The 17,291-nt window shown below is 67.9% G+C and carries 11 protein-coding genes and 1 pseudogene; 5 read left to right on the forward strand and 7 right to left on the reverse strand.

Annotated features, from left to right (window positions below):
* Nucleotides 1–7: 7 nt before the first annotated feature.
* Both IU514_RS14715 and IU514_RS14720 read right to left on the reverse strand, forming a co-directional pair.
* Nucleotides 8–1,156, reverse strand: a complete 1,149-nt coding sequence (locus IU514_RS14715; protein WP_194931895.1) for a pectinesterase family protein — start codon at nucleotides 1,154–1,156, stop codon at nucleotides 8–10.
* 94 nt (nucleotides 1,157–1,250) lie between these two features.
* A complete protein-coding gene (locus IU514_RS14720) occupies nucleotides 1,251–4,109 on the reverse strand; it encodes a TonB-dependent receptor (protein ID WP_194931896.1) in 2,859 nt (952 codons plus the stop codon).
* 209 nt (nucleotides 4,110–4,318) lie between these two features.
* On the opposite strand from IU514_RS14720, the gene IU514_RS14725 reads away from it, so the two are divergent.
* Both IU514_RS14725 and IU514_RS14730 read left to right on the forward strand, forming a co-directional pair.
* The gene (locus tag IU514_RS14725) at nucleotides 4,319–5,329 is read left to right on the forward strand and encodes a sugar kinase (protein ID WP_194931897.1); all 1,011 of its coding nucleotides are present in this window, start codon (nucleotides 4,319–4,321) and stop codon (nucleotides 5,327–5,329) included.
* Nucleotides 5,316–5,942: a bifunctional 4-hydroxy-2-oxoglutarate aldolase/2-dehydro-3-deoxy-phosphogluconate aldolase gene (locus IU514_RS14730; protein WP_194931898.1), complete on the forward strand. Its 627-nt coding sequence runs from the start codon at nucleotides 5,316–5,318 to the stop codon at nucleotides 5,940–5,942. Before IU514_RS14725 ends, IU514_RS14730 begins: the two co-directional genes overlap by 14 nt.
* An 8-nt stretch (nucleotides 5,943–5,950) precedes the next feature.
* On the opposite strand, the gene IU514_RS14735 is transcribed toward IU514_RS14730, so the two are convergent.
* From IU514_RS14735 to IU514_RS14750, 4 genes and pseudogenes are all read right to left on the reverse strand, one after another.
* A complete protein-coding gene (locus IU514_RS14735) occupies nucleotides 5,951–6,709 on the reverse strand; it encodes an endonuclease/exonuclease/phosphatase family protein (RefSeq protein WP_194931899.1) in 759 nt (252 codons plus the stop codon).
* 25 nt (nucleotides 6,710–6,734) lie between these two features.
* Entirely contained in the window at nucleotides 6,735–7,559 is an 825-nt protein-coding gene (locus IU514_RS14740) for a thiol:disulfide interchange protein DsbA/DsbL (protein WP_228760762.1), read from the reverse strand.
* A 122-nt stretch (nucleotides 7,560–7,681) separates the two neighbouring features.
* Nucleotides 7,682–8,341 (reverse strand): thiol:disulfide interchange protein DsbA/DsbL, encoded by a 660-nt coding sequence (locus IU514_RS14745; protein WP_194931900.1) that lies wholly within the window; start codon nucleotides 8,339–8,341, stop codon nucleotides 7,682–7,684.
* A 268-nt stretch (nucleotides 8,342–8,609) separates the two neighbouring features.
* Nucleotides 8,610–9,398 (reverse strand): annotated as a pseudogene (locus IU514_RS14750) (c-type cytochrome); the annotation flags it as partial.
* A 187-nt stretch (nucleotides 9,399–9,585) separates the two neighbouring features.
* Here IU514_RS14750 and yihA point away from each other — a divergent pair.
* Entirely contained in the window at nucleotides 9,586–10,206 is a 621-nt protein-coding gene (gene yihA / locus IU514_RS14755) for a ribosome biogenesis GTP-binding protein YihA/YsxC (RefSeq protein ID WP_194931902.1), read from the forward strand.
* A gap of 123 nt (nucleotides 10,207–10,329) precedes the next feature.
* Nucleotides 10,330–11,532, forward strand: coding sequence for a glycosyltransferase (locus IU514_RS14760; protein ID WP_194931903.1), 1,203 nt, complete (start codon nucleotides 10,330–10,332; stop codon nucleotides 11,530–11,532).
* Between the two features lie 51 nt (nucleotides 11,533–11,583).
* Here the strand turns inward: IU514_RS14760 and IU514_RS14765 are convergent, their stop codons facing one another.
* Entirely contained in the window at nucleotides 11,584–14,343 is a 2,760-nt protein-coding gene (locus tag IU514_RS14765) for a TonB-dependent receptor (protein WP_194931904.1), read from the reverse strand.
* A 270-nt stretch (nucleotides 14,344–14,613) separates the two neighbouring features.
* Here IU514_RS14765 and IU514_RS14770 point away from each other — a divergent pair, with 270 nt between their 5' ends.
* Entirely contained in the window at nucleotides 14,614–17,226 is a 2,613-nt protein-coding gene (locus IU514_RS14770) for an alpha-amylase family glycosyl hydrolase (RefSeq protein ID WP_194931905.1), read from the forward strand.
* Nucleotides 17,227–17,291: the final 65 nt, after the last annotated feature.

The following is a 17,291-nucleotide window of genomic DNA, read 5'->3' on the forward strand; positions in this document are numbered from 1 at the left end:
TCCTGCCTCAGGAAGGCGGATGCCAGCCGCCGAGAATTCGATCTCGCGCATACGCGGCCAGCGCGTCGCGATCGAGTTGGCGTCGCGTCGGTGAGCGATGCGCCCCGGGGCCGCGGCTGTCGTGTTCGAACAGGCGCGCCGCTTCCGGCGGCAGCATCACGCGTGCTCCATCGCGCGCGGTGTAGCCCATCGCATCCCAGCCTTGCGGGTCGATGTGCGCATCCATCCGACACGACAGGTACGTCGCCGCGCCAACCGCATCGGGATCTCCATACTTGCCGTCGGGAAACGTGCGGCCGGGCCGCCACGCGCGCCCGAGTGCGACGCTGGCATCGGGCACCTGCGTCTCGCGCGTGAGCCGGCATCGCATGAACGTCAGCCCGTAAGCCTGCGCGGAAGGCGTGCACGGCACGGCGACATAGCCCTGCCGCTCCTTGCCGGGACGGAAGCGCGAGTGCAGCTCGCAGTCCTCGAACAGCGCATTGCCTCCGCCGAAAATGAAGTCGACACTGCCGGTGATGCGGCAGCGCGAGAACAGGCTGCGGCCGGCATCGGCGAACAGCGTGTCCTGATGCCCATGCAGGTCGACATCCTGCAGGAAGGTGCGTTCCGAGCCGGCGTCGAGCATCAGCGCCACGGCTTGTGCGCCGTTCGGTCCGATCGGTTCGAACTTCGGTGCCAGCAGGTTGCCGACATAGTCGAAGCTGTTCTCGATGGTGAGGTTGCGCGCATGGAAATCCGGCGCGCGCACGATGACGCTGGCGCAGCCCCAGGTGCCCCAGGGTTCGCCGTCGGGACGCGCCATGCCGGCGGCGGCGTCGAAGCCCAGCACGCTGCCGGTGCGGTCCTCACCGATCAGTTGCACGTGCGGACGGTCGACGACCAGCTTCTCATGCCAGCGGCCACGGGCAATGAGGATGCGGAAGGGCGTGTTGCCTTGCACCGGCGCCGAAGCGATCGCCGCCGCAACGGTGGCATGCACTGGCACACCGGGGAAATCGGCGCGCGGCTGCAACGAGACCACGGCATCCGGTTTGACGCGGGACTTCGCCCACAACGGCGAGGTCAGCAGTCCTGCGCCGGCCAGCAACGACATCTGCAACAGGCGCCGGCGTTGCGGGTCAAGAGTGCGATCGGCGATTGGCCCTGTCCTCATGCAGCACCTCACGCCAATCATCGTCGTTGGCAAAAAAAAAAGCGCCGCGGTCAGCCGCGCGCATCTTGCTGCGCACGGCTGCCGCGGCCGAGGGTTAGAACTTGTAGCGAGCGCCGAGGAAGTACTGGCGGCCGGTGTGGTGGTAGACCGAGGCGCGATCGCCGATCGAATCCACCCACTGGTCCTGGTACTCGTCGGTCAGGTTCAGGCCTTCGAGGGTGAGCTCGAAGTGCTCGTTGAACGAGTACGAGGCCGACATGTCGATCGTCAGCGTCTCCGCCGTGCCCTCCACGTCGTTGCCGTTGCGGCCCGGTACGGTGGTCAGGTAGTCGTCGCGATACGCAGCCGACACGCGGGCGCCGAACTTCTCGCCTTCGTAGTAGAGCGTGGCGTTGTAGGCGTTCTTCGACAGGCCGGTCAGGTCGGTGCGCAGCGACGGCGCGCCGGTGGAGGTGACGTACTGGATCTTCGAATCGACGTAGGTGTAGTTCAGCTGCACGCCGAAGTCGCTCCAGAAGCTGGGCAGGAACGTGAAGGGCTGCTGGTAGGTGAACTCCAGGCCCTTGAGCGGACCGCCCTTGCTGTTGACCGGGACGTTGAACTGGAAGTCATCGGTCGGCAGCGCGCCGGTGCCGGCGAGCAGTTCCGGCGGCAGGCCCGAGGTGTTGTACGGACGCGTCTCGCGCGAGGTCAGCACGAAGCTGTCGATGTCCTTGTAAAACAGGCCCAGCGCCAGCAGCGATTCCTCTGCGAAGTACCACTCGAAACTCAGGTCACCGGTCGTGGCGCGGAACGGGTCCAGTGCCGGGTTGCCGCCGGTCACGACGCGGTTGCCGCCGCTGACGTTCACCGTGACACCCGGCGTCAGGTTGCCCAGGCCCGGGCGTGCCATCACCTTCGACGCTGCCACACGGATGAGAAAGTCGGGCGTGATGTCGGCGACGAGGTTGAACGACGGCAACGTGTCGTCATAGCTGCGCTTGACCGTGACCTGCTGCGGCGTGGTGGTGCCGACCGTGGAGAAACCGGTCGATGTCTGTGTCGTGCTGACCTGGCGCACGCCGATGTTGCCGCTCAGCGGAAGGCTGCCGATCTGCGTGGTGAAGTCGCCCTGCAGGTAGAAGCCCTGGTCGCGTTCCTCGACGCTGCGGTTGTTGCCCAGCACGGCCGCAACCTGGTCGCTGACCGTGAAGATGCCGCTGTCGCTGTAGATATTGAACGCACGGTTGAATGCATCGATGTCCGGAATCAGCCAGACGCTGTCGCCGACGCCGCTGATGTCTTCCAGCCCGATGCGCTTGGTCAGGTCGGCCAGCGTCATGCCTGCCGGAAGCGTCGGCACGACCAGCTCGGACGCGCGGCGCTCTTCCCGCGTCTCGAAGTTGTATTCCTTGAACTGGCCACCGGCCTTCAGGCGGAACCCGTCGGTCAGCTGCCACGACATCCCGAGCTGGCCGTTGTCGATCGTGTTCTCCGCGAATTGCGGACGCAGGCGGATTTCCGAGCCCGGGTTCTGGGCATTGCCGCTGATGAAGCGCCATTGCGACGGATCGGTGACGTCGAACCCGGCGGTGATCACCGGCAGGCGGTTGTCGCCGCGGTAGTCATAGACGTAGTTCTGCGCGTTGAGCCGGTCGATCGTGATGGTGGTCTGGATCGGGTTCTCGAACTCGGACTTCGCGCGGCCCGCCTGGAAGTTCACGCTGAAGTCGTCGGTGATCTTGTGGTCGGCGTAGAAATTGAACTGCGTGAACTTGGTCTCCAGTTCGTCGTAGCGCGCTTCCGAACGCACGTCGACGTTGTTGAAGCGGCCGTAGACGAGGTTGCCGCGAGCGTCGACCTCGCTTTCCAGGACCACCGTCTCCGGCTTGCCGCCGGCGCCGGCGGCGCGGCAGGCATTGCCGGCGGTGCCGGCAACACAGGCGCCACGGCTGAAGGACAGGCCGTTGAGGAAGTTCTCGGTGCGCGTGGCATCGAGGTCCGCGTACATCATGTCCAGGCCCATCGACGTGTTGGCGGTGGGGTCGAACTGCAGCGACGCGGTGATGCCCAGGCGTTCCTGCTCGTGCTCGAGCACGCCGTAACGCGGAATGCGCGGATGGAACACCGTGGCGCTTTCAGCGGCGGGCGTGCCCGCGAATCCGCCGCTGCTGGTGCCAGTGTCCCAGCGCACCGTGCTGTGGCCTTCCTCGACCAGACGGCGCTTGGTGTAGGCCACCGACATCAGGGCGCCGAACTTGTTGTCCGCCCAGGTGTTGCTGATCAGCATCGTCGCGCGCGGGTCGAGATCGCCGGCCAGGTCGTTGTAGCCCATCTGCGCGCCGGTGACGAAGGTGAAGCCGTCGTAGTCGAACGGACGCGCGGTCTGCAGGTCGACGGTGGCGCCCAGCGCGCCTTCCTCGACGTCGGCCGATGCGGTCTTGCGCACGGTGATGCTGTTGAACAGTTCCGAGGCGAACACGTTGAAGTCGAAGCCGCGGCCGCGGTTCGCGCCGCCGGAGCTGTCGGTGCCGCCGGTGGTGGTCAGCGCCTCCATGCCGTTGATGCGCACGCGGGTGAACTGGCTGTCGAGGCCGCGCACCGAGATCTGGCGGCCCTCGCCGGCATCGCGCGCGATCGACACGCCCGGGATGCGCTGCAGCGACTCGGCGAGGTTCAGGTCCGGAAAGTCCGCGATGTCCTCGGCAACGATGGCGTCGACGACGCCGGTCTCGCTGCGTTTCTTGTCGAGCGCCTTCTCCAGCGCGCCGCGGAATCCGGTCACGGTGACCGCGTCGAGGTTGGTGGCGTCGTCGGCCTGTGGTGCCGCGGCCGTTGCGGCAGCGCCGCTCGCGGCCGGCGTCGAGGCGGCTTGCTGGGCCAGGACGGGCAGGGCGGCCATCTGCAGGGCCAGGCCGATCGAGGCCGCCAACAAGGTAACCGGTGTCTTTTTGATTGAGCTATGCAATTTCATTGGGCTCCCCTCCCGTATGACTGACAGCTTGTATGGTGCTTATTGACTGGCTTGCTTCGCTTGCTATCGTGTCGCGGCGGTGCAAATGACACCGATGGTCAAAACCCTAGCAAAAGGATCTTCCCACCGCATGCTGCGGTGCGGCAAAAAATCCGACGGGGCCCCATCGGTCATGATCACACCGACGTTTTCGGCCCAGGGGAGTGGGGATGAACCAACGGATCGTCTGTTTCGGGGAACTGCTACTGCGGCTGTCCGCGCCCGGACACCAGCGTCTGCTGCAGACGCCGGGGCTGGAAGTGCACGTGGGCGGCGCGGAGGCCAACGTGGCCGTTTCGCTGGCCTGCCTCGGCCATGACGCGGCGGTGGTGAGCACCGTCGCCGACAACGCCCTCGGCGAGGCCGCAGTCGGCGAACTGCGGCGCCATGGCGTGGATACGCGGCGGATACGCGCGGTGCCCGGGCGGATGGGGCTGTACTTCCTGTCCCACGGTGCCCTGCAGCGGCCGAGCGAGGTGCTTTACGACCGCGCCGACTCCGCCTTTGCCCGCACCCGCGACTACGACTGGGATGCGCTGCTGGCAGGCGCGGCCTGGCTGCACCTGTCCGGCGTCAGTCCGGCGCTGGGCGAGGCCACCGCGCAGGCGACGATCGACGCCGCCCGCGCCGCGCGCCGGCTCGGTGTGAGCGTGTCGTTCGACGGCAACTTCCGAGGCAAGCTCTGGCAGGCCTGGAACGGCGACGCGGCGGCGATCCTGCGCCAGATCTTCGCCGAGGCCGACCTGCTGTTCGCCGATCACCGCGACATCGCCGTCGTGCTGGGCGAAGGCACCACGGCCGAAGGCGAGGACGCGGTGGCCGACGCCGCACGCCATGCGTTCGCCGCGTTCCCGCACCTGCGCTGGCTGGCAAGCACGCTGCGCACGCAGCACAGCGTCGACCGGCACACGCTGTCGGCGGTGCTGGTGGAGCGCGACGGCAAGCGGCACCGCGCGCCCGCTTACGAACTGGAAGCGATCGTCGATCGCATCGGCACCGGCGACGCGTTCGCGGCCGGCGTGCTGCACGGCCTGATCGAAGGCATGGACGCCGGTGCGATGCTGCATTTCGGCCTCGGTGCGGCCTGCCTGAAGCATTCGCTGCCGGGCGACTTCAACCTGGTCTCGCGTGGCGACATCGAGGCGCTGGTCGCGCAGGCGGGCTTTCATGTCCGCCGTTGATGCCGAAGCCGCGCTGCGCGGCCATCGTGTCATCCCCGTCTACACGCCGGTCAGCGAGGACGAGGCGGTCGCCGTGGCGCGCGCCCTGTCGCGTGGCGGCATCGGCGCCATCGAGGTGACGCTGCGCACGCCGAAGGCGATCGATGCCATCGCCGCCATCGCCCGCGACGTGCCCGAGATGATTGTCGGCGCCGGCACCGTGCTGGAGGTCGCGCAACTGCACGATGCGCAACGCGCCGGTGCGAAGTTCGCCGTGTCGCCTGGCAGCCTGGACGACTTGCTGGCGGCGGCGCGCGACAGCGGCATGCCCTACCTGCCCGGCGTGGCCACCGGCAGCGAGGTGATGAAGTCGCTGCAGGCGGGCTTTCGCCTGCTCAAGGTGTTTCCGGCGGAAGCGATCAACGCGCGCGCGCTGATCGCTGCCTGGCAGGGGCCGTTCCCGCAGGTGCGTTTCTGTCCGACCGGCGGCATCGACGCGGAGCGCGCGCGCGACTACCTCGCGTTGCCGAACGTCGCCTGCCTGGGCGGTTCGTGGCTCACGCCGAAGGGGATGCTCGAACGCGGCGACTGGGCGCACATCGAGGTGCTGGCGCGCGCGGCCGCGAGGCTCTGACGAGCTGCTTATCGCAGGGCTTTTTCGGGGACTTCCAGGTCGAGCGACAGCGCAAGGTGGTCCGAAAGGGCCGCTGGCAACGCGCGTTCGTTGGACGTGCGCAGGCCGTCGCCGACCAGGATGTGGTCGATCGCGCGCTGCGGGCGCCAGCTGGGAAAGGTGGGCACGATGCCGTTGGGCGGCTGCAGCCGCGTGTTTCGGAACAGTGCCTTCATCTCGGGGCGGTCGGCCGAGCAGTTGAAGTCGCCCATCAGCACGGCGTGCGGATGGTCGTGGAGCAGTTCTGAAATGAACGCCAGCTGCGAGGCCCGCGAGTTCGCGCCGAGCGACAGGTGCGCGACCGCAATCACCAGCGAATCGTCGCCATCGCCGAAACGCGCCAGCAGCACGCCGCGCCCGGAAATGCGCCCGGGCAGCGGATGGTCGGTGACCTCGCGCGGCTCCAGTTTGCTCAGCAATCCGTTGGCGCTGGAGGCGACGCCGCCGACGCGGCGGTTCGGCTGGTGGCTCCAGTAGTCGAAGCCACCGCGCTGGGCAAGGTAGTGCGTCTGGTTGGTGAAACCCGAGCGCAGGCTGCCAGGATCGCTTTCGTTGAGGCCGACGATGTCGTGCGAACCGGCGAGCTGCGCGATCGTGTCGAGGCTGTTGCGCTTGTTGCCCGCCGGCAGCACGTGCGACCAGCTGCGCGCGACGTAGTCGTGATAGCCGCGCGTGCTGGACCCCGCCTGGATGTTCGCACTCAGCAGGCGGAGCCTACGTGTCGACATGGCGCTGGCGGGGCCGTGTTCCGTATCAGCCGCCCGCGGGCGTACCGGTCTTGGCACGCTCCTGCGCGACCAGGTGGTCGGTGATGCGCAGCATGTCCTCGAAGCTCTTGCCGACCACGCGGTACTTGCCGGCGACGACGAGCGTCGGAGTGGACTCGACGCCGCTGCGCTGGATGAACTGCGTGGCGCGCTTCACCTTGGCATCGATGGCGAAGCTCGACATCGTGCTGGCGAAGGTCTTCGCGTCGGTGCCGTACTTGGCGTAGAACTCGCCGATCTGCTCGTTGGTCGGCAGCGGCTGCACCGGCAGGCTGCGATCGACGTGGACGGCGTTGAACATCGCCGCATGCGTGCGATCGACCAGGCCCAGCGACTGCGCGGTGTAGAAGGCCTTGGCGTACGGCGTCCAGTAGCCGCCGAACGGCGCCGCGACCGGCGTGAACTGCACGTCGGCCGGCTGCTTGGCCTTCCACGGCTCGATCACGGTCTCGAACTGCGCGCAGTGCGGGCAGGTGTAGCCGAACACCTCGACCACTTCGATCTTGCCCGCGGTCGGCTGGTACGGCTGGCCGCCCGGGATTTCGATGTAGTCGGTGCCGGCCACCGGCGCCGGACCCTGCGGCGGCACGACCGGATTGTTGTTGGGCGCGGCGGGAGCGGCTTCGGCCGGGGCGGCCGTCGTCGCAGGAGCCGTGGCGGTGGCCGGAGCGGCGGTTTCCGCCGGAGCGGTCGCGGCGGCGGCCGGCGTTTCAGCCGGGGCGGGGGCCTGCTGCTGCGAACAGGCGGCGAGTGCGAGCAGGGCAGCGCCCATCAGGGGCGCGCGGAACGACAGGGGCAGACGCGAAATCATCGAACGAATCTCCGCAGCGGGGAGGCACGCGGGGTGCCGGTGGGGAAGGCGCCCGGCAGGGGCGCCGTCACGGTTCAGAGGATGGCAAAGGATAGCGGGGGCTGCGCTGAACAGGGAGGCGCTCAGTGCTTGCCGGCTTGCTTCTTCTCAAGTGCGACCAGTGCATCGGCGACCTGCAGGGCCTCGTCGAGCGACGAATTGATGATGCGGTACTTGCCGTTGATCACCAGCGTCGGCGTGCCGTCGACGCCGCTGGTCATGATGAAGTCGCGGGCGCGCTCCATCTTCGCTTCGATCGTGGCGCCGTCGAACAGCTGCGTGAAGCGCGCCGGGTCGACACCGTAGCCTGCATAGAACGTGGCCAGCTCGTCGGCGGTGGCGCCGTTTTTGGGCAGCAGTCCGTCCTCGTGCACGGCCTTGAACACCGCGGCGTGGGTGCGGTTGGCCACGCCCAGTTCCTGTGCGGTGTAGAACGCCTTCGCGTACGGCATCCAGTAACCGCCGAACGGTGCGGCGAGCGGCACGAAGTTCACGTCCTTCGCGTGGCTGGCCTTCCAGGCCGAGATCTTCGGTTCGAAATGGGCGCAGTGCGGACAGGTGTAGCCGAACACCTCCACCACCTCGACCTTGCCCTTCACCGGCGCGAACGGCTTGCCGTCCGGAATCACGACGTAGTTCACGCCTTCGGCGACGGGGATCGGTGCGTTCGCCGCCAGCGCGGGCGCAAGCAGGAAAGCGGATGCGGTGGCGAGGGCGGCGGCGAGAAAAGTGCGTCGGCTCATGCGGGTCTCGGTGGCGTGGTGCCTGGAGGGTGTGCGATGCAGGGACTGGAAACGAAAACGCCGGCCGCGGAGACCACGGCCGGCGTAACCGGTACATCTATGAGGCTTCGGCTCTGACCGGAGTCAGTCGCAAAAGTTCGCCTCGGTATTGGCTGGATCAGGCGCCGGTCTTCGGAGCGGCCGGGGCCGGCTCCTCGGCCGGGGTTGCCGGGGCAGCGGCCGGAGCCGTCGCCGGAGCAGCCGGAGCGGCAGCGGGTGCCGCCGGGGCGGCCGGAGCGGCCGCCGGAGCCGGCGAAGCGGCCGCGGCGAAGTCCTCGGCGCGCGCATGCAGGCCCTGCAGGTAGCTCGACACTGAGCCGATTTCCTCGTCGGTCAGCTGCTTGGCGACGGTCGCCATGACGTTGAACAGATGCGCGTCCTTCTGTGTCGTCGTGCCGGCGCGGTATTCCTCCAGGCGACGCTGCGTGTAGGCGGCCTGTTGGCCGGCGACGTGCGGATAGGCCGGGCCCGGGTTGCCGGCGCCGTCGGGGCCGTGGCACGCCATGCACGCCGGGATGCCGCGCGACTTGTCGCCGCTCAGGAACAGCTGCTGGCCGACTTCGAAGAACTTCTTGCCCGAGTTCGGGCCCGCGGCGATGACCGTGTCGTCGGCAACGCCGGCACCGGCCTTCTGCGTGGCGAAGTACGCGCCGATGTCGCGCGCGTCCTGGGCGCTGAGGGCGTCGGCGAACGGCTTCATCACCGCGGCCATGCCGGTATTGCGCTCGCCGGTCTTGAACAGGGCGATCTGGTGCGCGATGTAGCGCTCGCTCTGGCCGGCCAGGCGCGGGTACTGCGGATCGGTCGGGTTGCCGTCGAGGCCGTGGCAGGCCGCGCAGGTGCCGGCCTTGGCGGCGCCCGCCTTGGCATCGCCCCACACGGCCTTCTCCGGGGTCAGCGGCGCGGTCTGGACCGGCGCGTTCGACGGGACGGGGGTGACCGTGGTCTGGGCGTAGGCAACGGCGGCAACCGTAAGGGCGGCGACGCCGAGGATGCCTAGGACGCGGGCTTGGCTCATGTAGCGGGGCTCCGAAACACTGGGATGGCGTACCGTTCAGCGGACGCCGGAACCGCGGAATTATCGTCGCGGGCGCGGGGCCGGGTCAACGCGGAACTGGGCGTTGCGAGGCCTCTTTGTGGACCGGAGGGGCCGTTTTACGTCCCGCAGGGCCGGGAGACGCGGCCGGACATGCGATCCTATGGGCATGTCCAATCCCCTTGCCCGCGCCCGCTACATGCTGGCGGCACACAATCACAAACAGCTTCCGCCCGACGGCGGCTATGAGGTCGCCTTCGCCGGCCGCTCCAATGCCGGCAAGTCCAGCGCCCTGAACGCGCTGTGCCAGCAGAACGCCCTGGCGCGCGTGTCCAAGACCCCGGGCCGCACCCAGCAGCTGGTCTTCTTCGACGTCACCCCGCCTGGCACGCCCATGACCGAGGGACGCTTCCTGGTCGACCTGCCGGGTTATGGCTACGCCAAGGTGCCGCACGACCTGCAGGCGCACTGGCAGGCCTTTCTCGACAGCTACTTCGGTTCGCGCATGGCGCTGCGCGGCCTCGTGGTGGTGATGGACATCCGCCACCCGCTGAAGGACTACGACCGCCAGATGCTGGGCTACGCCGTCTCGCGCGGCCTGCCTGCGCACGCGTTGCTGACCAAGGCCGACAAGCTCGGCCGTGGCCAGCAGGCGCAGCAGTTGCAGGCGGTGCGCCGCGAACTGTCGAGCGCATTCGGCGACACGGTCAGCGTGCAGACGTTCTCCGGCGAATCGAAGCAGGGCGTCGACGAGGCGCGTGCGGTCGTGGGCGGCTGGCTGGAGCTGTAACCGCACTGCCGCACTGACCGCGTTCGAGGACAGAACGCCGCGGCCCGCCGCGCGCTTCGTGAGTCCTTTGCGAGACGGCCGGATGACAGCAGCTGTCATATGCCGTGAATAAGGTGTCCGGCCATGGACATCCTGATGCTGTCGGACGTGTATTTCCCCCGGGTCAATGGAGTTTCGACTTCGATCCGCACCTACGCGAAGGCACTGGTGGCGCTGGGGCATCGCGTGACGCTGGTAGCCCCCGACTACGGCGAGGCGTTCGACCGTCACGCCACCGAGTTCGGCGAAGGCTTCGAACTGGTCCGGCTGCCGGCGCGGCAGATTTTCTTCGACCCGGAGGACCGGTTGATCCGGGCATCGGCCATGCGCGGAACGGTGCGCGAGCTGGCGCAGCGCGACTGGGATGTCGTCCATGTGCACACGCCGTTCCGCGCGCACCAGATCGGCGTGCGCGTCGGTGAGCGCTGCAACGTGCCGGTGGTCGAGACGTGCCACACGCACTTCGAGGAGTACGCGGCGCACTACCTGCCATGGTTTCCCGCGGGCCTGCTGCGCGCGCTGGCACGCGGCGCGACGCGCCGTCTGTGCCATGCGGTGGACCACCTGATTGTTCCGACCGCGGAAATGGAGCAGGTCCTGCGAGGCTATGGCGTCGCCACGCCATCGACCGTGCTGCCCACCGGCATCGACCTCGCGGAGTTCGCCGGTGGCGATGGCGATGCTTTCCGCAGCAAGCACGGCATACGCCAGGAGCGGCCGGTGCTGGCGACCGTCAGCCGTCTGGCGGTGGAGAAGAACATCGAGTTCCTGCTGCGGGTGGTGCAACGGTTGGTGGCGGAGTTCCCGGCGTTGCTGTTCGTCATCGCCGGCGAGGGGCCGGATGCGGCGAGGCTGCACGCGCTTTGCATCGAGCTGGGGCTGGAAGCCCATGTGCGCTTCTTCGGAAATCTCGACCGGCGCGGGGAACTGCTCGACTGCTACCGCGCCGCCGATGCGTTCGTGTTCGCTTCGGCGACGGAAACACAGGGGCTGGTGTTGATCGAGGCGCTCGCGCTGGGTGTGCCGGTGGTTTCGACGGCCATCCTCGGGACGGCCACGGTGCTGCGCGGCAGCCACGGCGCAGTGACCGCCCCAATGGATGAAGCGGTGTTCGCCGGCACGGTCGCGCAGGTCCTGCGCGATCCGCAGCTCCGGCATTCGCTGGCGCAAGCCGGTCCGATGGATGCGCGGGCATGGAGCAATGACGTGCTGATCGGGCGGGTGGTCGATCTGTACGCGGGCGCGCGCCCTGCTGGCCCTCTGCATCCGGCAGGCGCCGGGCAATAAAAAACCCCGCCGGCGAACCGGCGGGGTCGTGTAGCGGCACTGCGTTGTCGCTTAGAACTTGTAGCTCACGCCCACCAGGTAGGTGCTGCCCCACTTGATGTACTCGAGCGGGCGGTCCTTGGTCTGGGCGTAGGTCTGGTACGCCGAGTTGTCCAGGTTCTGCGCCTGCAGCAGCAGGCTCAGGCCGGACAGCGCGCTGTTCTCGCCGAAGGTGTAGCTGACCTGCGCGTCGATGATGTCCTCGCCGACCACGTAACGCAGCGTGCGGTTGCCGGCGAAGTTGCCGATCTCGCCGATGAAGTCCGAACGCTTGCGCTGGCTGATGCGCGCTTCGAAGCCGTTACGCTCGAAATAGGCCGTCAGGTTGTACACCTCGTCCGACAGGCCCGGCAGGTCGATCGGGTCGCTGCCGACGCTGGACGCGCTGTCCGGGTCGACGATCTCGATGTCGCTGTCGTTGAAGCTGGCGCTGGCGATGATGCCGAAGCCCTGCAGCGGCTCCCAGAACATATCCAGCGGCAGCGACGCACTCAGCTCCAGGCCCTGCAGCATGCCACCCTGGCCGTTATACGGCGCGGTGAAGTTGCCGGTGGTCTGGGCCGGAGGCTGGCCCGGCTGCGGCGTGTAGCCGGCGACGAAGCTGGAGAAGTCGTAGTTGTCGTTGGTCTGCGTGTAGATGTAGCTGCGCAGGTCCTTGTAGAAGTAGGCGGCAGCCACGTAGGCCTTGGTGCCGAAGTACTTCTCGTAGGAGATGTCGAACGCATTGGCCTTCCACGGATCCAGGTTCGGGTTGCCGCCGGAGCCGCCGGGCTTGCCGGTGGCCGAGTCGACGCCGAATTCCAGCGAAGCGCGAAGCTGGTCGACGCGGGCACGGGCCAGCTGGCGGGCCAGGGCGACGCGCAGCGTCTGGTCGTGATCGAACGAGAACGCCAGGTTCAGGCTTGGCAGCACGTCGGTATAGGTCTTGCCGTCTTCGAACGGTTTGACGTTGCTGCCCGCCGGTGCGGTGCCGTCCCAGTAGTTCGCCTTCGACGACTGGTCGGTGTATTGCACCTGCACGCCAACGTTGCCGCGGACGCCGACCGAACCCCATTCGGTGTCGATGTCGGCCTGCGCGTAAGCGGTGGTGATGCCCTCGTAGACCGTCCATGCCTTGGAAACCAGGTACGACGCATCCGAGTTCGGCGCGAAGGTCATGTAGCGGGCCACGGCGGCCGGCACGTTCCACGACGGGATCTTGCCAACGCCTGCGAAGCCGAGGTCGACCAGGCCGTACTGCAGGTCCGAGGCGATCGCCGTTACGCCCTGCGAGCCGAGGTTGATGTTGCCCTCGGGCTGCGTCTTGTACTTCTCGCGGTCGGTGTAGTTCAGGCCGAACTCGAGGTCCGAGAACCAGCTCAGGGCTTCCGGTGCCGGCAGCGAGGCCACCAGCTTGTAGGACTTCAGCTCGTCCTCGACCTGCGGGACCTTGCCGTAGCCGGAGCCGTAGATCGTGTTGGCCAGGAACAGGTTGTTCGGGTTGGAATAATCCAGGCCCGGCACCATCCACGAGAAGCCGTTGCTGACGTAGTTCAGGTGCAGCGTGTCGAGCTGCGGCGACGGGAAGAGCTGGGTGTTGTTCTCCAGGCTGACTTCATCGCGATTGGCCTTGGAGTAGCCGATGTCGGCGGTGATGCGCGCCTGGCCCCAGTTGAACTCGTTGAGCCAGCCGAACGCCTTGATCTCGTCTTCGCGCTTGTTGTACATGCCGCGCACCAGCGGGTAGAGGCCGCTGGCGGTGCCGCCGGTGAAGGTGCCGTTGTCGTTCACCTGCGCGCCGGTGATGTTGAGGCCAGGCGCGAAACCGCCGTTGTAGTTGCCGAGGTTGACCTCGAACTGGTTGGCGGTGTCGATCTGCTCGGCTTCCGAGTAGAACAGGTCGAGGGTGCTGGTCCAGTCGTTCGACGGACGGTACTGCACCGTGGCCAGCACGCCGTCGCGCTCGACGTCACCGGTGCGGAACAGCGCCTTGATGCCGTCGGAGTAGTAGCTGCCGCCCGGCACGCCCGGACGCTCGTTGGCGTTGGGGCCCGGGTTGTTGACCGTCTTCCACGGCTCGTAGAGGCCGACCTGCTTCTCCAGGATCGGGGTCTCGGTGTGCGAGTAGCCGATCGAGAAGCCGATCGTGTTGTTGGCGAACTGGCCGATGTAGCTGGCGTTGAAGCGGTTGCCGTCGTCGTCGGTGTTGGCCGCCGAGCCCAGCGAGTTCTCCTGGTAGCGGCCGCTGACCGCGACCACCGGCTCGCTGTAGTCCAGCGGGCGCACGGTGCGCATGTCGATGGTGCCGGACAGGCCCTGGCCGACCAGCGAGGCGTCGGGGGTCTTGTAGATCACGACGCCATTGAACAGCTCGGCGGGGTACTGGTCGAACTCGACGCTGCGGTTGTCGCCGGTGCTGACCATCTCTCGGCCGTTGAGCAGCGTGGTGGCGAAGTCGGGCGACAGGCCGCGGACGCTGATGACCTGGGCGCGGCCGGCGACGCGCTGCGCCGAGATGCCGGGCAGGCGCGCGATCGATTCAGCGATGCTGATGTCGGGCAGCTTGCCGATGTCTTCTGCGGAGATGGCTTCGACGATCGAGGTCGATTCCTTCTTCGTGTCGATCGCGCTCTCGATGCCGGCGCGGATGCCGGTGACCGTGACGGTGTCGAGCGTCTTGGCGTCACTGGTGGACGCCGCTTGTTCGGTGCTTTGCGCTTGCGCGCCCGTTGCGATGAGCATCGTCGCCGACGCCAAAGCAACGCTCAGCAGGTTGCGCTTGAGTTGCAACATCTCCCCCCCTCCACTGCATTCGGATTTTGTAGACGGCCCAGGTCCGTCGCGCAGGCGATCGTCGCGGGTCCGGTGCGTGCGGGACGCAGGTCCTGCAACGTAGGCCGATGGTAGACGTAGCCATCGCTGCAAAACTTTCTTTGCATACGTATTCATGGCGGTGGGCCGCCCAGCCGTGACTTTGCAGTCGACGGGCGCGTGGAATAGTGGCCGCCAGCCGCGGCCCGAGCCGCGATCCAGGCCATGGGGAGGCAGGCAATGCAGGCGAACATGACGGGTATCCCCGGGCGGCGCGGGCTGCATGCGCTGGCGCTGGCCTCGCTCTTCGCGACGGCGGGCACGGCGTGCGCGGCCACGCCCGGGCCGCTGCACGTTCCGTCCCCGGACTGGCGCGATCAGGTCATCTACTTCGTGATGACCGACCGCTTCGCCGACGGCGATCCCCGCAACAACGACCAGGGTGCCGGCGAGTACGACCCGTCCAGCAATGCCAAGTACAACGGTGGCGACCTGCGCGGCGTCGAACAGCGCCTGGACTATATCCGCGGCCTTGGCGTCACCGCGGTCTGGGTGACGCCTCCGGTCGCCAACGAGTGGTGGAGTACGCGCAGCCAGTACGGCGGTTACCACGGCTACTGGGCCGAGAACCTGATGGCCGTCGATGCGCACAACGGCAGCCTCGACGACTATCGCTCGCTGTCGCGCAGCCTGCATGGCCGCGGCATGTACCTGGTGCAGGACGTGGTCGTTAACCACATGGGCAACTACTTCACCTATGACGGCGGGTGGAGTGCCGACGATCCGGCCGCGCATTTCCGCCTGAATGCCGATTCCCGCGGACGCACGGCGCCGACGCAGTCTCCGTTCGACCGCAACGATGCGCGCGATCCCGCCCAGCGCACGGAAGCGATCTACCACTGGACGCCGGCCATCACCGACTACAACGATCCGCGCCAGGTGCACGACTACCAGCTGGCGGATCTCGACGATCTGAACACCGAGAACCCGCGCGTACGCGAAGCGTTGCGCCGTTCGTATGGCTACTGGATCCGTGAAGCGGGTGTCGACGCGTTCCGTGTCGACACCGCGTTCTATGTGGCGCCGGAGTACTTCGACGACTTCCTGCATGCCGACGATCCCGCGGCGCCCGGCATCGCACGTGTGGCGGCGAAGACGGGGCGCAGGCAGTTCCATGTGTTCGGCGAAGGCTTCGGGCTCGATCCTGCATTCCAGGACGGCCAGATGCGGCGCATCGATGGCTACATGCGCGACGCTGTCGGGCGTGAGCTGCTGCCGGGCATGATCAATTTCCCGCTGTACGGGAGCTTCGGCGACGTGTTCGCGCGGGGACGGCCGACCGCGGAACTGGGCTGGCGCATCGAGCGCACGATGCAGCTGCATCGCGAGCCGCACCTGATGCCGACCTTCGTCGACAACCACGATGTCGACCGTTTTCTCGCCGGCGGAGACGAAGCCGGATTGCGGCAGGCGCTGCTGGCGATGCTGACGCTGCCCGGCATCCCGACGATCTACTACGGCACCGAGCAGGGCCTGCGCGAACAGCGCGCCGCGATGTTCGCGGCCGGCTACGGCTCCGGAGGACGCGACCATTACGACACGCAGGCACCGCTGTACCGCTACCTGCAACGGGCGATCGCATTGCGTCGCGAGCATCGTGTGTTCTCGCGCGGCACGCCACGCGTTGTCGCACAGGAAGCCACCGGCCCAGGCGCGCTCGCCTGGACCATGCGTCGTGAAGGCGAGACCGCGCTGGTCGCGTTGAACACTGCATCGCACACGGCCCTGCTCGAACCCGTCGATACCGGGCTCGCACCTGGCACGGTGCTGCGTGGCGCGTTCGCGATCGAAGGCAACGCGCCGGAACTGGTCGTCGACGCGCACGGGCGCGTGTCGCTGCCGTTGCCGGCACGGTCCGGATACGCATGGCTTCCCACGCCGGAACGCCGCACCGCCACGGCGCCAGCCAGGGTCGCGCTCGATGCAGCGCTGCCGCGCGACGTGCGCGGCGATTTTGCCGTGAGCGGAGCCGTGCAAGGCGCATCGGTGGTGAAGCTGGTCGTGGACGGCGACATCGATCGCGCCCGCGAGGTGCGTGCCGATGCGCAGGGCCGTTGGCAGGCGCAGGTCGACACCACCGGGATGACCGACGCCGACGTGCCGCACCGTGTCGTCGCGTGGGACCCTTCGAGCGGCGCGGTCTCGGCACCACATGCATTCCGCGTAGCGCGCGAATGGAAGGTGCTGGCCGACGTGAAGGACCCCGATGACGACGACCGCGGCCCTTCCGGCCGCTACGTCTATCCGGCCGCGCCGGAGTGGCACGAGCAGCGGCCGCTGGACCTGAGCCGGATCCGCGTGCTCGGTGCCGGCGGCGCGATGAAGGTCGAGGTCACCACGCGCAGCCGCCTCGCAACCTGGAACCCGCCGAACGGCTTCGACCACATCGCCTACACGCTGTTCGTCGGACTGCCGGACCGCGAGGACGGCGCCACGGTGATGCCGCAGCAGAACGGCACGCTGCCTGATGGCATGCGCTGGCAGCTGCGTGCGCGCGCGCACGGCTGGACCAACGCGCTGTTCGTCCACCGCGGCGCTACCGCGACGGCCGACGGCACCGCGATCACCCCGGCCGCGTCGATCGCGCTGGGGCCCGGCGAGGACACCGTCACCTTCACCTTCCCGGCCAGCGTGCTGGGATCGCGTCGATCGTTATCGGGCGTGCGCGTGGTCGTGAATACCTGGGACTACGACGGCGGCTATCGCGGCCTTACGCCACAGGCCGGTCCGCACACGATCGGAGGCGGCGACGGCAGCCGCGACCCGCTGTGGATGGACGACAGCGGCGTGATCACGCTGCCCTGAGCGGCAGCGCCCTGGGCCTTCGCGCGATGCCGCCACGGCCGCGCTAGAGTGCGCCATGCCCGCCT

The sequence above is a fragment of the Lysobacter niastensis genome (assembly GCF_015453285.1).
GTDB classification, from domain to species: Bacteria; Pseudomonadota; Gammaproteobacteria; order Xanthomonadales; family Xanthomonadaceae; genus Lysobacter_J; species Lysobacter_J niastensis.

Bases quoted from the DNA above. Each gene is read 5' to 3' on its own strand.
- IU514_RS14715 (WP_194931895.1), bottom strand. From the start codon at position 1,156: ATGAGGACAGGGCCAATCGCCGATCGCACTCTTGACCCGCAACGCCGG.
- IU514_RS14720 (WP_194931896.1), bottom strand. From the start codon at position 4,109: ATGAAATTGCATAGCTCAATCAAAAAGACACCGGTTACCTTGTTGGCG.
- IU514_RS14725 (WP_194931897.1), top strand. From the start codon at position 4,319: ATGAACCAACGGATCGTCTGTTTCGGGGAACTGCTACTGCGGCTGTCC.
- IU514_RS14730 (WP_194931898.1), top strand. From the start codon at position 5,316: ATGTCCGCCGTTGATGCCGAAGCCGCGCTGCGCGGCCATCGTGTCATC.
- IU514_RS14735 (WP_194931899.1), bottom strand. From the start codon at position 6,709: ATGTCGACACGTAGGCTCCGCCTGCTGAGTGCGAACATCCAGGCGGGG.
- IU514_RS14740 (WP_228760762.1), bottom strand. From the start codon at position 7,559: ATGATTTCGCGTCTGCCCCTGTCGTTCCGCGCGCCCCTGATGGGCGCT.
- IU514_RS14745 (WP_194931900.1), bottom strand. From the start codon at position 8,341: ATGAGCCGACGCACTTTTCTCGCCGCCGCCCTCGCCACCGCATCCGCT.
- yihA (WP_194931902.1), top strand. From the start codon at position 9,586: ATGTCCAATCCCCTTGCCCGCGCCCGCTACATGCTGGCGGCACACAAT.
- IU514_RS14760 (WP_194931903.1), top strand. From the start codon at position 10,330: ATGGACATCCTGATGCTGTCGGACGTGTATTTCCCCCGGGTCAATGGA.
- IU514_RS14765 (WP_194931904.1), bottom strand. From the start codon at position 14,343: ATGTTGCAACTCAAGCGCAACCTGCTGAGCGTTGCTTTGGCGTCGGCG.
- IU514_RS14770 (WP_194931905.1), top strand. From the start codon at position 14,614: ATGACGGGTATCCCCGGGCGGCGCGGGCTGCATGCGCTGGCGCTGGCC.